Raw genomic sequence first — 14,656 nt, 5'->3', positions numbered from 1 at the left:
TTTCTTGAATTACTTATCGCAATTTACTCAAACCTAATAGCCTTTACAGGAGATATTTTTGTAATAATATATGATGGTACAAGCAACATAAATAAACATAAAATAAATGTACCAAAATTTAAGGCTACAATGTAGCCTGCACTAATATAAACAGGCGCTTCGGTAACATAATACACACTAGGATCTAGTGGAAATAACTTTAAATACTTTTGAGCAAAAAGTATTGACAACCCAATAATATTGCCCCAAAGAAGTCCTAAAGTAATTAAATAAGAGGCATTATATAAAAATATCTTTCTGATACTCCAGTTATCACTTCCTAAAGCCTTAAGTATGCCTATCATTTGTGTTCGTTCTAATATGAGTACCAATAAGGCTGTTATCATATTTATACCAGCAACAAGAATCATAATACCTATAATGCCGTATATATTTTTTTCAAAAATTTTAATCCATTCAAAGATAGAACCAAATCGTTTTTCAACTGTTACAGCCTCTAGCATAGATGGAATGTTTTTATTTATTTGCAACTCTATGTCATTTAGCTTGCTGTAGTCATCAATAAGAACTTCAAAATGTCCTATCTGATTTGCGTCCCATTTATTAATACGTTGTAAATGTTTTATATCTCCAATAACATATGTTTCGTCAAAATCTTTAAACCCAGAATTATAAATACCTACAATGTTATAAGTAAGCATTCGTGGTTCTCTATTAGGATCGTCTCGTCTGAATAAGGTTGTAAACTTATCTCCTACGTTAAAATTTAAGCGATTTGCTAGGTATTGTGAAATAAGCACTTGCTCATTCATCTCTTGGGTATAATCGGGTAATTCTCCAGAAACTAAAAACTCCTTAAAATATTTCCAATTATAATCAGCGCCAACACCTTTTAGGATAATAGCTTCAAAATCGGTTTCAGTTCTTATAACCCCAAATTTTGTTGCTACTGCCTGGATATGCTTTATGCCTTCAACTGTTTTAAAATTAGGATAAAAACTTTGGTTAGTAGAAATAGGGTTACCACTCTCTTGCGAATTATTACTATCATAATTCATTATTGTTATATCGCCATTAAAAGCAACAACTTTATTTCTTATTTTTTGTTGTAACCCAATTCCTGTAGCTATCGCAATCATCATTACAATAATACCGATAGCAATTGCTGCTATACCAATTTTTATTATTGGTGCCGAAACGCTACTTTTATACGCTTTACTATCAATTATGCGTTTAGCAGTAAAAAATTCGAAATTCAAATGATACGATTTAATTTATATATGGTCAAAAATACAGTTTTATTATTTGTTTTGGTACTGATTTCATGCGGAAACTTATCTAAAGACAAAGCTACAAATGTTAAAACAGATACTAAAGCTACTCTTTTAAAGAATGAAGACAGCTTACCTATGGTTGGAGCAAACCAAACAGCACGTTATCTAACACTGCTAGAAGGAAAACGTGTTGGGATTGTAGCAAACCAAACAAGTGTTATTTTTAAAGCATCTGATGAATCATTACAACTTGAATATACCCATATAGTTGATTCTTTAGTTTCCTTAAACATAGATATAAAAAAAGTATTTGCGCCAGAGCATGGTTTTAGAGGCAAAGCCGATGCTGGAGAAATTGTAAAAGATGGTGTAGATACTAAAACCGGATTACCTATTGTCTCTTTGTATGGAAGCAATAAAAAACCTACTCCTGAACAATTGACTAACCTAGATTTAGTGATTTTTGATATTCAAGATGTTGGCGCACGTTTTTACACCTATATATCATCATTACATTATGTTATGGAGGCTTGTGCCGAAGCGAATATACCAGTACTTATTTTAGACCGACCTAATCCTAATGGGCACTATATTGACGGACCAATTTTAGAAACTAAATACAAAAGTTTTGTAGGTATGCATCCAGTTCCTGTAGTACATGGAATGACTATTGGGGAATATGCCAAAATGATAAACGGAGAAAAATGGTTAAAGGATGAAATCTCTTGTGATATTACTGTGATTCCCGTAAAAAACTATACACATAGCACACCTTATAGTTTACCTATAAAACCATCGCCAAACTTACCTAATGATACTGCTATAAACTTATATCCTAGTTTATGCTTTTTTGAAGGAACAAGTGTTAGCGCTGGACGCGGAACAGATAAACAGTTTCAAATTTTTGGAAGTCCAGCTCTAGACACTACGATGTTTTCTTTTAATTATAAATTTATACCTCAACCTAATGATGGTGCTAAATACCCGAAACATGAAAATGTAACATGCTTCGGAAAAGACTTAAGTAACAGTGCAAAATTAAACAGACTAGACTTAAACCACCTGATAGAAGCATATCAAGCTACTAATGATAAAGACGCTTTTTTTAATAATTTCTTTATCAAACTTGCAGGAACTGAAGCCTTACAAAAACAAATAGAAAGTAAGCACACAGCTTATGAAATAAAAAAAACTTGGGTACGTGGTTTACAGGCTTATGATAGTATGAGACAGCCTTATTTAATTTATAAATAAACTATTATTCAGACAATAAACCTAACAGCCTATCAGGGTAATCTGTAATGATACTATTTACCTTGTAGTTTATCATAGTTTGCATATCTGAAATTTCATTTACGGTCCAAGGTATTACTTGAAAACCAAGATCTTGATAGTGTTTCACACTAGTTTTATTTAATAATTCAAAATAAGGACTGATAATTTCAGGTTTAAAACTTAAACTTGTTAGTTTTTCATCAATGTTTTCATTTTCATCAACTAGCAGAGCTTGCTTCATAGTTGGTGCTTGTTTCTTTATTTCTTCTAGAATACGCACATCAAACGATTGTAAGTTACATCTATCAAAAACGCCATTGTCTTGTATCACTTGTAGTACCAAAGCCACATACTCTTTTGGAGCTGGTGTATAAACATGGTCATATTCTGGAGATGCTTTTATTTCAATATTATACTTTATATCAGGATTTAGAGAATCTGATTTTATAAAAACGTCTTGAAGTAATGGCTTAAAAGCATTCGTATTTTTCTGTTTAGGAAACCTTGGGTGCTGCATGCTACCACAATCAAATTGCTTTATAGAATCATAAGGCATTTGATAAAAGTTAAAAACCTTATCTTGACTTATTGTTATTTTATCTCCATTAGGTTTTAAACAATAAAAGCGGCTCATAAAAGGTTCATGAGAAACCACAACCTTTTTATCTTTGGATATGGCCAAGTCTAATTCTAATGTTTGAACGCCAAGTTCTATAGCTTTTGCAAATGCTGGCAACGTATTTTCTGGTAATAAACCACGACAACCTCTATGCCCTTGAACACCTATTGTTTTTTTTTCGCTACAGCTTATCATAATAATTACTAGGGTAAGTAAAATAATAGATTTAAATAGTTTCATCACCTGGAATGGTTGTTGGTTTTTTATACTTCTGGAATGGTTGAGATAATAAATTTGATACGCGACTATTCTCTTCTTCATCAGGGAACACATCAACACCATAAACAAGCTTATCGCGATCTAACTCCATATAAGTTCCTAATAATCTATCCCAGATTGAGAAAATATTACCATAGTTTGAATCCGTATAAGGAAGAATGTAATGATGATGTACCTTATGCATATCAGGAGACACAAAAAAGTAGCTCATTGCTTTGTCTACTTTTTTAGGCATTTTAATATTGGCATGTGTTAATTGAGTAAAAACAACAGACAGTGATTGATACAAAAACACAATAGCTATAGGTGTACCAACAATAAAAACACCTAAAATGGTAAACGAAAAGCGAATAACACTTTCTATAGGGTGATGCCTATTTCCTGTGGTTGTATCTACTTTATGGTCTGTATGATGCACCAAATGTACCATCCATAAAGGTTTTACTTTATGCTCAACCAAATGCGCTAAATAGGCTCCAAAAAAATCTAACAACATAACACCTAACAAGGCATATAGCCATAAAGGCATTTCTGGTAACCAATTAATGATTCCAAAGTTATTTACTTTAACCCAATCGGCTGTTTTTAGTAATATAAAGGCTAGTCCAAAATTTATAATAATCGTAGTAAGTGTAAAAAAGAAGTTAGGCCAAGCATGTTGCCATTTTTTATAATTGAATTTAAAAAGCGGAATGGCGCCTTCTAAAATCCAAAACAGCGTAATGCCTCCAACAAGCAGTAAACTTCTGTGGAGTGTTGGGATGGTTTCAAAGTAATTAATAATTGTTTCCAAATACTGCTTTTAAATGTTTTGTTCTAAAAATAATAATGCTTTTTGCTTATCATTTTTGTTTAATTTCTCTTCACAAGCTTTCGCTTTATCATCGTCTAATAATTTATATACAACATAATTAATGAAATTATAAAGCGAAGTGTTTAGTTTATCAATTTTCTCAACATCAATTCTATCAAGCTTTTTTAATGCTTTTTCAGGTTTATTTAAAATGAGTAATTCTTGTATTTCATAAAGCTCCATTTTTTGCAAAAAAACGTGTTTGTTCTTTATTGAGCTTTCTTTTAATTGCTTTTTAGATTCTTCAAAATAAGTTTCTGAAACATTTAAAAAATCATCCTTAATATCTTTAGTTACATAAAGTGTAAAATCTTGATATTTACAACCTAATCTAAACGCTGTGGTAAAATTATTTTTTTGATAATAATTAATTAAATCTCTACTCAACAGTGATGTATTTATGGCATATTTTTTTAGTAATTTGATAAGTTGTGATTTGTTTTTGTAGCTCATTTCCTTAAATACTACTTTACCATTTCCATCTAAAATAAAGATAAAAGGAATACCGTTCACACCATACTGTTGAGCGATACCCCGATTTCTATCTATGTCAATTTTAACAGGTATATAATTATCCATTAACACTTGTACGTCTTCCTTGCTCCAGGACTCAGAATCCATTCGCTTGCATGGCCCGCACCAAGTTGCCCAAAAATCAACAAGAACCAATTTGTTTGTCGCTATGGCTAGTTTTTTAGCTTCTTCAAAAGAATGTAACCAATTGTCAGCTTGAATAGTATTAAAAGAAAACAGGCATAAAAACAGGGCTATAAATAATTGCTTCATAATTATAAAACTATGTTTTTTGTTTTAAATATACTAAAAAAGTTAGAAGCTAGATAACACTAAAACATCAATACTATATTAAAACTTTATGCGCGCTTTCATTGCTTCTACAATATTAAAAGCTGCTGGGCAAATAGCGACATTTTTCATGGTGAGATTTGATATTTGCTGAAACTTTTTTCTATCGGTATGCGGAAACTCTCGACAGGCTTTAGGTCGTACGTCATAAATAGAGCAATAATTGTCTGCTCCTAAAAACGTACAAGGTACGCTTTGCAGCACGTAATCATTATCCTCATCAATACGCAAAAACTGATCGATAAACTGTTGCTGCTTCATTTTAAAATGTTTTGAAATTCTAGCAACGTCTTTATCTGTAAATAATGGCCCAGTGGTTTTACAACAGTTTGCACACTCTAAACAATCTGTTTTTTCAAACGCATCATCATGTAACTCTTGCATGATATAGTCTAGTTGTTTAGGCGGCTTTTTTTTAAGCTTTGTAAAGAAGGTTTTATTTTCCTTATGCTTATCTTTGGCGAGCTTTGGAAGATTGTTAATAATGTCTTGCATGCTACAAAAATACTATTTTTAACGAGATGCAATATCTCTTTGCAACCTTACTTATGACTAAAGATTTATTTGGAAAAGCGTTACTAGATTATCAAAATGGTAATTATACAGAAGATATAATTACATCTACCAACATATCTGATGAAGACGAATTACCAATTCCTTATTTGTTTAGAGGTTTCAAAGATATGCCTAAACTAGAGCAAAAAGCCTTACAATTATCTAAAGGTCAAGTTCTAGATGTTGGTTGTGGCGCAGGAAGTCATAGTTTGTTTCTCCAAGAAAAAGGTCTTGACGTGCACGCCATTGATATTTCTAAAGGCGCAGTAAGTGTTGCCAAAGCACGTGGCGTATTGCAAGTAAATCAAAAAGGTATTCTTGATGAGAAGAACACTTACGATACTATTTTATTACTTATGAATGGTACTGGTATTTTTCAAGAACTATCTCAAGTATCAAAATACTTATCACATCTTAAAACACTTTTAAAACCTGGAGGTCAAATTCTTATTGACTCTTCAGATATTGCTTATATGTACGAAGATGAAGATGGCGGTTTATGGATTGACACAAATGCCAATTACTATGGCGAGTTAGATTATTACTTAAGCTACAAAGGCGAAGAAGAATCACCAATGACTTGGCTTTATTTAGACTTTAACACCTTGTACACCGCTTGCAAATCTGTTGGTTTAGAATGTGAAAAAATTATGGATGGAGAACATTTTGATTATTTGGCGAAACTATCTTAAAGTCCTTCACCACCAATAAACGTTTCTAATACTTTGGTTTCAGGAATCAACTTCTCATTAACGGTCATAATATCGTTGTCTAGTATAATGAAGTCTGCAAATTTACCTACCTCAATACTTCCTTTTTCAGCTTCTTCAAAATTAGAGTAAGCTGCCCAAATAGTCATACCTTTTAAAGCTTCTTCTCGCGTTAATGCATTGTCACTATTAAATCCACCTTCTGGATATCCTTCTAAATCTTGCCTAGTTACAGCTGCATAAAACGTTAATAACGGACTCACTTTTTCAATAGGAAAATCAGTTCCTAAAGCAATTTTTTCTGATGCTTTTAAAAGTTCTTTGTATGCATATGCACCATGAATTCGATCTTCTCCCAACCTATCTTCAGCCCAATACATATCACTTGTAGCGTGTGTTGGCTGCACAGATGGCAGAATATTACTATTCTTAAAATAGTTAAAATCGTTATCGGTGATTATTTGTGCATGCTCTACACGCCAACGTCTATCTTTTTGAGTCTTTAAAACTTTCTCATAGGTTTTTAAAACAAATGTATTTGCGGAGTCTCCAATAGCATGTGTATTCATTTGATAATTTGATTCAGCTATCCTATTTGCTAATTTTTCATAAGCTTCAAGTCCTATAATCATAGCTCCAAAATGATTCTCTGCATCTGTATAAGGCTCTTTTAAAGCAGCTCCTCGAGAACCTAAAGCGCCGTCAGCATAAACTTTAACCGAACTCACATTAAGTTTATCTGTTTTTATTTTTCCTTTTGATAAGTAATAATCTAAATTTTCGTTTGAATTACTAATCATAGCATACATACGCATTTTTAAATCACCTGCTTGTTGTAAACTATCAATTAGCTCAATCACAGGTTTATCTAATCCTGCATCATCAACTGTGGTAAGCCCTAAATTCTTACAAATAGTTTGTGCTTCTAACAACGCTTTAATTTGCTCTTTTTTTGTTGGGCTTGGAAAAATGGCTCTAACCAATTCCATAGGATTATCTATTAAAACACCTGTTAACTCACCATTCAATTTTAAAATCTCTCCACCTTCTACTTTAGTATCTTTTGTAATTCCTGCTAAATCAAATGCCGCTTGATTACATAACATAGCATGACCGTCTATTCGTGTTAAAGCCACAGGAGTTCTTGGATACAACCTATCTAAAAGGCGTTTATCAGGATACGTTTTATCTTCCCAGTCGTTTTGATCCCATCCGCGACCTAACAAAAATGTAGTGTTTCGTTGATTTTGAAAGTCAACAACGCGTTTCATCATATCACTAAAACTTGTTGTTCCTGTTAAGTCAACGCGATTCTGCTGTAATCCTAATCCGTAAAAATGACAATGCGCATCAATAAATCCTGGGAAAATGCTTTTTCCTTGAGCATCAATAATAGTATCAGCCTCGTAATTGTTTTTTAGTGTTTCTGATGTTCCTACCTCAACAAACTTTCCGTCTTTAATAGCAAAAGCTTCAGCTATGCTAAATGTGTTATCTACTGTATATACTTGGCCGTTTACAACCAATGCATCGACTTGTTTTTTTTCTTGCTGGCATGCAAACACCAAAAAAATAATTGATAAGAGACTTATATTTTTCATATTAAATGCTTTATTCACTTTGGTAAAAATAAAAAAAGCGCCCAATATTGAACGCTTTTGTCTTGATAGATTTTTTATGGTTTAAAAATCAAACTTATATGTTGCTCCAGCCAGTACTTGAATGGTTTGCACAGGATAGTTTGCCCAACGCATATAATCTTGATTTGCTAAATTATTTCCTTTTAGAAAAACTGATAGTTTATCATTAATATGATATCCTAGATTTACATTGGCATCAAAATAACCATCTAACGTAACGGTTTGCTGTATAAATGGTGTAAATAAACCTGACAAAGCGTTACTAGCTTCTCGTTCTCCTACATAAAACAGACTAGCTCCTGCATACCATTTTTTATTTATTTGATAATCGGCAAATAGCGACCCTTTGATACTTGGTAAGTTCCAAGCTTCAGCCTCTGAATCAACGTCATAAATAAAATAATCAGCTTTTAAACCTAATGTGAAATTTCTATTTACATCAACACTTAAAGCTCCACCAAAACTAAACGTTGACACATCGTCATAAACAATACCATAAGAGTTACCAAAATGGTAGTTTTCAGAAGCACTAAAAACTTGTAAGCTGTTTACTTTGTATAAAGCTTTATCGCTTTCAGCCATATAATTTCCATGTATATCATAACTTACATTATTAGATACTTTTCCTTTTAAACCAATGTAGCCATTATATTGTTGATCTGTTGGTAAAATATTTAGTGTTGGTGATACAAATGGATTTTCTTGCACTAAATCATAATACGTGTTTTGATTTAATCCGCCTTGAATTCCTCCATAAGCAATAAGAATTTCGTCAACAATTCTATATGAAGCTGTAACATTTGGATAGATGTAAAACTTGTTATCACTATTTTCAAAATCGTTTAAATAGTAAGCAGAAACTCCTAAATTTACGGTCAAATCATCTTGTGTTATTCTGTATGATGGCGATAAACCTACGCTAAAGTTTCCGTATTTCACCTCATTTGCAGACTGATAATTTTGATCAAATTTACCTCCTAAATATCCTATGTTAATAGCGGTAGAAATCTCTTGATCTGCAATAGGAATATCGGCTGTTCCGCTTGCTGTAAAGTAATTTTCACCAGAGCCATTGTTGTCTCCAAAATGTCTTAAAAACACGCGTCCAGATTTTATGTAAGTATCTTCAAATGCTATATCACCGCCTAAATGCGCACCGTAAAATGTGTGTCCTACATCTAAATCATTTGTAGCTGCTATTAGAGGCACAAAAGTGTTTATTGCACTTGGTAAACCATACCAGTTATATTTTTGATGCAAACCTCCTAACTCAACATTCCAGGTAAGATCCCTTAAACTTTTTGAATAATTTACTTGAAGTTTCGTATCATAAAAATCATCGTCTAATGCAACGTCTTTTATACCACCTTGTGATGAATGATGCGTAACATAACCGCTTACACTTTCTGTTCGGCTTAAAGCATGGTTTAGATAAACTTCGCCTAAAATTGAAGTATAACTTCCAAATCCTAATGTGGCATAGTTGTCATACAATTTCGCAGGTTCTTCTTTGTCTACTACGGCGGCTTTTCCTTTTGCTGGAGTAAATGTTGATGCTACAGGAAAAGAAAAAATATTGTATTCTATTTGCTTTTTTGCTGCTGTTACATCATCATCTAAAGACGGTTCTTCTTTTACCTTAAAAGCATCTGAAATAGTTGGTGTGTAAGGCTTAACAACATTAATAACATTTGTGTCAATGGTATCATTTTCGCGTTCTTGTGCCCAAGAAACAGTTGCTCCTGCTATTAAAAAAAGGGTTAATATATTATAAATGTGCTTTCGCATATATTTTGATTTTGTTTGATATTTTTATTCTTCTTTTTTAATAATTGTTTGAGACTATAAAGCTAGCTACAATTAATCTTCAATTTCTGGTTGTACAGATGCATTGGTTTTAGCTTCTTCTGCTTTAATTTTGCTTAACTCTTCTTTGGCTTCAGAAACAACATCACTATAGTCTTTAAAATTCTCTATAACGCTTTCTAATATATAAGTTGCTTGAAAAGCATCTTTAAGTGCGTAAAAGTTTTTGGCCATAAGCACTAATCCTTTAGCACTATAGAGTTTGTATCCTGAATAGTCTTTTGCTAATTGCTGTACAACTTCATTAGATGCTTCATAAGCACCTTCTTGGTTTTTAAAATATGCATTGTAGTATAAAGCTTCAGCTGCTGTCTCTCCTGTTGCTGTTTTTTCTACTTCGGAGTAAGCTGCTTTTGCTTTTGTTTCATCGTTGGTCTTCATTGCAGAACGCGCAATGATTACATGAGCATCACTTTTTATTTTATTATCAATTTTAGATTGTACCAATACTTTCTCGGCATAAGAAACTGCTTCATTGTAGTTTTCTAATTGATAGTTTGCTTTCATTAGGTTAGATTGAGCAAAAACGACATTTTGCGGGAAACTAGCTTCTGTTTCTAAACGCTTTAGTACAGGTATTGCTTCAAGCCAGTTTTTCTTTTCTAAATATACTTGAGAAAGTCGTGATAAAGATTCTTCAGTAAACTCGCTTTGTGGCGCATCAAGAACTGCAACATAATGTGACGCTGCATTAGTTTTTAAATCGTCTTTGTAATATAGTTGCGCTAGGTAGAAATGTGCTTGCAATGCGTGAATTCCGTTAGGAAATTGATTTAAATAATTATTAAATTGACGAATAGCGTCATTACTTTTATTATCTAAATATTTTTTCTCTGCAGACTCATAAGTGGCATTGTCTAAATCAGTATCAGTGACATTTACATAATCTAGTGTTTGTACCCAACTTGCATATTCGTCTACACGACCTAAATCAATATAAATTAACCTTGCTGTAGATACTGCTTGATTTGCTTCTGGAGTTCCTGGAAATGCTTTAGCGACGTTTTTAAATTTGGTTAATGCTTGTTCATTTGCATTTGCATTATAGTGCACTAATCCTTGTCTTAACATAGCTTTTGGAACTAATGAACTTCTGTCGTATTCAGCATTTAAGCGGTCATACATTTTTAAAGCTTTGACGTTTTCACCTTTTTTTACGTATGAATTTCCTAACTCATACATGGCATCGTCACGAAGTGTCGATTTTGGATATCGGTTAATGAAAGTCTCTAAATCAGCTATTTTTTTGTTCACATTTCCGGCATAACCTTGACTCAATGATGCTTGAAAAAAAGCATAATCAGCATCTACTTTATTAATTTTTATAGCTTTGTGATACGAAGCAATGGCACTATCATAATCACTAGATACAAAATAGGCATCTCCCAACCTTAAATAAGCATCATTTAAGCGAATAACATCATCACTATGGTTTGCTATAAATGTTTTGAAATGCTCGGTTGTTTTTGGATAATTCTTTTGTTTAAAATAAGTATAAGCTAAATTGTAATCAATGTTTGTTACCTCTGGAGTAGATGTAGAAACTGTTTGCTGCTGAAATTGCTTAAATCCTATTAAAGCATCTTCATAATTTGTTAAACTATAATCGGTTTCGGCTTTCCAGAATGTTGCTCTAGCTGTGTATATATCCTCAATAGGTTCTTTTAAAGATTTATCAAAAAGTGTTTCTGCTTCTTGATAGTTACCTTCATTATAAAGCTCTAATCCTCTGTAAAAAGTAACCTTTTGATAAGCTGCCTTGTTTGCATAACTTCGTTTTCCTTCTAGTAATTTAAGAGCTTCTTGATAATTCTTTGAAGTAATGTAAGAGTCTATCAATAATGTTTCTATTTCTTCTTTGTATTGTGTATCAGGATACGTTTCTAAATAGCTTGTTAGTACTTGTGGTACCGACTGATATGGGTTTCCTATCTCGTAACTTATTTTAGCATAATTAAGCCAAGCATCCTCTTGAATTTTCAAATCATAATCCATTTGAGATGCGTTTCTAAAGGCATTTAGTGCTTCTTGCTTTTTATTTAAATGCACATAGCTTTCCCCTAAATGATAGTAGGCATTTTGAGCTACGCCATTATCACCACCTATTATTTTATTAAATTCAGAAATAGCATTTTCATAGTTTCCTTGCTTATAATAAGCATACCCCAATTGATAATAATCTGTGTTATTCCACTTTCCTTTTTTTCCTCGGTATTCTTTTAAGAACGGAATGGCTTCATCGTATTTTTCTAGATTAAAATAACTTTCTCCAATAATTTTATTGAGTTCAGATATTTCGTTTCTATCGCTTTTAGGTAGTTGCGCTTTGGCAAGTTTGATAGCCTCTTCAAATTTTCCTAATTTAAAGTTTAAGTCAGCTTGATAGTAAGACAACTTTTCTTTGTATTTCTCTTGATCACTTACTTGATCAAAATATGTATTGGCTGTATTGTAATCATCGCCTTCATAAGCCATAAAACCTATGTAATACTTGGCTTGAGAGCCGTACTTTTGTGAACTCTCTAAACGAGATAAGTGTTTTTTTGCAGTTGCATAATCTTTTGTAACAAAGGCCACATAACCGTTGTTAAAACTAAATTTGTCGCGTTCTGATCTAGCTAACGAAGATTCATCAACCTTATCATACCACTTTTTTGCATATGCATATTTTCCATTAGCGAAGTAATAATCTGCTACATCAAGAAAAGCTGAATTGCGCTTGGTACTCATTGGGTAATCTTCAACAAAATCCTCAATTAACTGATCGGCGTTTTGCTGGTTTAACCTAACTGCACAATTGGCTATGTAATAGGCACAATCTGACAATAACTCTTCAGATTTGGCGTCTTTTTTTATTGTTTTAAACAATGTTTGAGAAGCTAAATATTGTTGATTATTATACAACATCAAAGCCTTTTGATAAGCAACCAAGTCGCTAGTATAAACAGCAGACTGTTGTGCCTGCATGTGAAATAAGGCTCCAAGAATTAATATAAAAGCGGTGATTTTATGTTTAATCATTAAGTTTTATTTTTATAAACATCAAAGATAATTCAATCTATTTTTATAACGGTATAATTGTATTTTAATTATAAACACTCTTATTAAAATGGTATTTTCATGCAATTATTGTGTTTTATTTGGTTGTTAATTACTAGAATTAAAATATCTTTCCACCTTTAAATTCTCAATCATTATTTTTATAAAGAATTTACAAGCATTTATGGATCTAACCGAATTATCTGAACACCAAAAAGACGCTTCACTTTCCAGGCACCCATGGGAAAAAGCTCGATTGGCATTTGTGCTAAAAAAAATAAAAAAACATATACCCAATAATGATTCTCCTGTAATTTTGGATATTGGATGTGGCGATACATTTGTTGCAGAAGGTTTGCATGATAAAATGCCAAATGCCATAATTTTTTGTGTAGATATTGCTTTTACAGATGATCAAATGCTGTATTATTCTGAAAAATATAACAACAAAAATATTTATGTTTTCAATTCTTTAGAAAATGCATTAACAAAAATAAATACCGACATTACGTTTGTTTTAGCCCTAGATGTTATGGAACATGTAGAAAATGACATGGCTTTTTTAAGAAACATCATCTCTATAGATCTATTCACTAAAGACACGCAATTTTTTATAACTGTCCCTGCCTTTCAAAGGCTTTTTACCAATCATGATATTATTTTAGGCCATTATCGCCGTTACAACAACAAAACACTTGAAAAAGTCACTACACAAGCAGGTTTAAAAACTGTTTTCAAAGGGTATTTTTTTACATCACTATTACTCCCAAGGTTTTTAATTAAGCTTAAAGAAATGTTTATAAAACCAAAAAACAGTACAACTCAAGTTGCAGAATGGCGAAGTAGCGCTTTTGTAACTTCCGTATTCAAAAACACACTTATCTTTGATTTTATGTTGTCGACTTTTTTAGAGAATTTCCATCTAAAACCTATTGGTTTATCTAACTACATCATATGCAAAAAACATGTATAATTGTTCCGTGCTACAACGAGGCATCAAGATTTCCTTTAAAAGCATTTCAAGAGTTTTTAAAGCGTGACAACACGCTTGACTTTTGTTTTGTAAATGATGGCAGCAAGGATGCTACAGCGGTAATTCTTGAGTCTTTAAAAAAAGACTATACAAATGTGACTGTTTTTAATTTAGATAAAAACAAAGGAAAGGCTGAAGCAATTCGCTATGCAGTACATAATATAAACCACGAACATTGTAATTATATAGGGTATTTGGATGCTGATTTATCAACCTCATTGAATGAAATGTTACGGCTGACAAACTTTATTTCTCCAAAAACCCAATTTATTATGGGTTCTAGAATAAAAACACTTAATACAACTATAAAACGACATCCTTTACGACATATTTTAGGACGTGTCTTGGCAACGGTCACAAATATTATGATTTTAAAACTTCCAATCTATGACACACAATGTGGCGCCAAGCTCATAAAAACATCTTTAGCTGTATCAATTTTTAAAGAACCCTTTGTTAGTAAATGGCTATTTGACATAGAGTTGCTTTTAAGATCGCAACAGATTCTAGGCAATGATTTTAGTGACATATCTATTGCCGAAGTTCCGTTACAAAAATGGTTTGACAAAGGAGATTCCAGGATAACATGGGTTGATTTCATTAGAATTCCTTTAGATTTGATAAAAATCCGTAATAAATATCGTTGATT

The 14,656-nt window shown here is 32.3% G+C and carries 12 protein-coding genes; 4 read left to right on the top strand and 8 right to left on the bottom strand.

The genetic code is table 11. From position 1 onward, the window contains the following. Window positions 1-23: 23 nt before the first annotated feature. Complete coding sequence (locus tag ABD690_RS08925) at window positions 24-1,259, bottom strand: ABC transporter permease (protein WP_344729555.1); 1,236 nt, start codon at window positions 1,257-1,259, stop codon at window positions 24-26. A 21-nt stretch (window positions 1,260-1,280) separates the two neighbouring features. On the opposite strand from ABD690_RS08925, the gene ABD690_RS08920 reads away from it, so the two are divergent. Next, window positions 1,281-2,528 carry an exo-beta-N-acetylmuramidase NamZ family protein gene (locus ABD690_RS08920; protein ID WP_425554964.1) on the top strand — a complete coding sequence of 416 codons (1,248 nt, stop codon included), beginning with the start codon at window positions 1,281-1,283 and terminating at the stop codon, window positions 2,526-2,528. Between the two features lie 4 nt (window positions 2,529-2,532). Here ABD690_RS08920 and ABD690_RS08915 read toward each other — a convergent pair whose 3' ends face one another. From ABD690_RS08915 to ABD690_RS08900, 4 genes are all read right to left on the bottom strand, one after another. After that, window positions 2,533-3,408, bottom strand: a complete 876-nt coding sequence (locus ABD690_RS08915) for a glycerophosphodiester phosphodiesterase family protein (protein WP_344729551.1) — start codon at window positions 3,406-3,408, stop codon at window positions 2,533-2,535. After that, on the bottom strand, window positions 3,395-4,240 hold the full coding sequence (locus tag ABD690_RS08910; protein WP_344729549.1) for a sterol desaturase family protein: 846 nt from the start codon (window positions 4,238-4,240) through the stop codon (window positions 3,395-3,397). Before ABD690_RS08910 ends, ABD690_RS08915 begins: the two co-directional genes overlap by 14 nt. A gap of 9 nt (window positions 4,241-4,249) precedes the next feature. Continuing rightward, window positions 4,250-5,086, bottom strand: coding sequence for a thioredoxin family protein (locus ABD690_RS08905; RefSeq protein ID WP_344729545.1), 837 nt, complete (start codon window positions 5,084-5,086; stop codon window positions 4,250-4,252). Window positions 5,087-5,164: 78 nt separating this feature from the next. After that, the gene (locus ABD690_RS08900) at window positions 5,165-5,659 is read right to left on the bottom strand and encodes a YkgJ family cysteine cluster protein (protein ID WP_344729543.1); all 495 of its coding nucleotides are present in this window, start codon (window positions 5,657-5,659) and stop codon (window positions 5,165-5,167) included. Between the two features lie 53 nt (window positions 5,660-5,712). Here ABD690_RS08900 and ABD690_RS08895 point away from each other — a divergent pair, with 53 nt between their 5' ends. Beyond that, window positions 5,713-6,411: a class I SAM-dependent methyltransferase gene (locus tag ABD690_RS08895; protein WP_344729541.1), complete on the top strand. Its 699-nt coding sequence runs from the start codon at window positions 5,713-5,715 to the stop codon at window positions 6,409-6,411. Here ABD690_RS08895 and ABD690_RS08890 read toward each other — a convergent pair. The 3 genes from ABD690_RS08890 to ABD690_RS08880 all read right to left on the bottom strand — a co-directional run bounded on the left by ABD690_RS08890 (window position 6,408) and on the right by ABD690_RS08880 (window position 12,956). Beyond that, a complete protein-coding gene (locus ABD690_RS08890) occupies window positions 6,408-8,030 on the bottom strand; it encodes an amidohydrolase (RefSeq protein ID WP_344729538.1) in 1,623 nt (540 codons plus the stop codon). The genes ABD690_RS08895 and ABD690_RS08890 overlap by 4 nt on opposite strands. A gap of 81 nt (window positions 8,031-8,111) precedes the next feature. Further along, window positions 8,112-9,857 (bottom strand): TonB-dependent receptor, encoded by a 1,746-nt coding sequence (locus ABD690_RS08885; RefSeq protein ID WP_344729536.1) that lies wholly within the window; start codon window positions 9,855-9,857, stop codon window positions 8,112-8,114. 72 nt (window positions 9,858-9,929) lie between these two features. Continuing rightward, the gene (locus ABD690_RS08880; RefSeq protein WP_344729534.1) at window positions 9,930-12,956 is read right to left on the bottom strand and encodes a tetratricopeptide repeat protein; all 3,027 of its coding nucleotides are present in this window, start codon (window positions 12,954-12,956) and stop codon (window positions 9,930-9,932) included. 202 nt (window positions 12,957-13,158) lie between these two features. Between ABD690_RS08880 and ABD690_RS08875 the strand changes: the two genes are divergently transcribed. Both ABD690_RS08875 and ABD690_RS08870 read left to right on the top strand, forming a co-directional pair. Beyond that, entirely contained in the window at window positions 13,159-13,947 is a 789-nt protein-coding gene (locus ABD690_RS08875; protein WP_344729532.1) for a methyltransferase domain-containing protein, read from the top strand. Beyond that, entirely contained in the window at window positions 13,929-14,654 is a 726-nt protein-coding gene (locus tag ABD690_RS08870; protein ID WP_344729530.1) for a glycosyltransferase, read from the top strand. Before ABD690_RS08875 ends, ABD690_RS08870 begins: the two co-directional genes overlap by 19 nt. Window positions 14,655-14,656 lie beyond the last annotated feature (2 nt).

The organism is Corallibacter vietnamensis (assembly GCF_039537875.1).
Classification (GTDB): domain Bacteria; phylum Bacteroidota; class Bacteroidia; order Flavobacteriales; family Flavobacteriaceae; genus Corallibacter; species Corallibacter vietnamensis.
The sequence above is the reverse complement of the archived record's forward strand: the minus strand, read 5'-3'. Positions and strand labels throughout refer to the sequence as shown.

What these genes read in the sequence shown, in the direction of transcription:
- ABD690_RS08890 (WP_344729538.1), bottom strand. Translation starts at nt 8,030, where the DNA reads ATGAAAAATATAAGTCTCTTATCAATTATTTTTTTGGTGTTTGCATGC.
- ABD690_RS08875 (WP_344729532.1), top strand. Translation starts at nt 13,159, where the DNA reads ATGGATCTAACCGAATTATCTGAACACCAAAAAGACGCTTCACTTTCC.
- ABD690_RS08920 (WP_425554964.1), top strand. Translation starts at nt 1,281, where the DNA reads ATGGTCAAAAATACAGTTTTATTATTTGTTTTGGTACTGATTTCATGC.
- ABD690_RS08915 (WP_344729551.1), bottom strand. Translation starts at nt 3,408, where the DNA reads ATGAAACTATTTAAATCTATTATTTTACTTACCCTAGTAATTATTATG.
- ABD690_RS08870 (WP_344729530.1), top strand. Translation starts at nt 13,929, where the DNA reads ATGCAAAAAACATGTATAATTGTTCCGTGCTACAACGAGGCATCAAGA.
- ABD690_RS08880 (WP_344729534.1), bottom strand. Translation starts at nt 12,956, where the DNA reads ATGATTAAACATAAAATCACCGCTTTTATATTAATTCTTGGAGCCTTA.
- ABD690_RS08900 (WP_344729543.1), bottom strand. Translation starts at nt 5,659, where the DNA reads ATGCAAGACATTATTAACAATCTTCCAAAGCTCGCCAAAGATAAGCAT.
- ABD690_RS08905 (WP_344729545.1), bottom strand. Translation starts at nt 5,086, where the DNA reads ATGAAGCAATTATTTATAGCCCTGTTTTTATGCCTGTTTTCTTTTAAT.
- ABD690_RS08895 (WP_344729541.1), top strand. Translation starts at nt 5,713, where the DNA reads ATGACTAAAGATTTATTTGGAAAAGCGTTACTAGATTATCAAAATGGT.
- ABD690_RS08885 (WP_344729536.1), bottom strand. Translation starts at nt 9,857, where the DNA reads ATGCGAAAGCACATTTATAATATATTAACCCTTTTTTTAATAGCAGGA.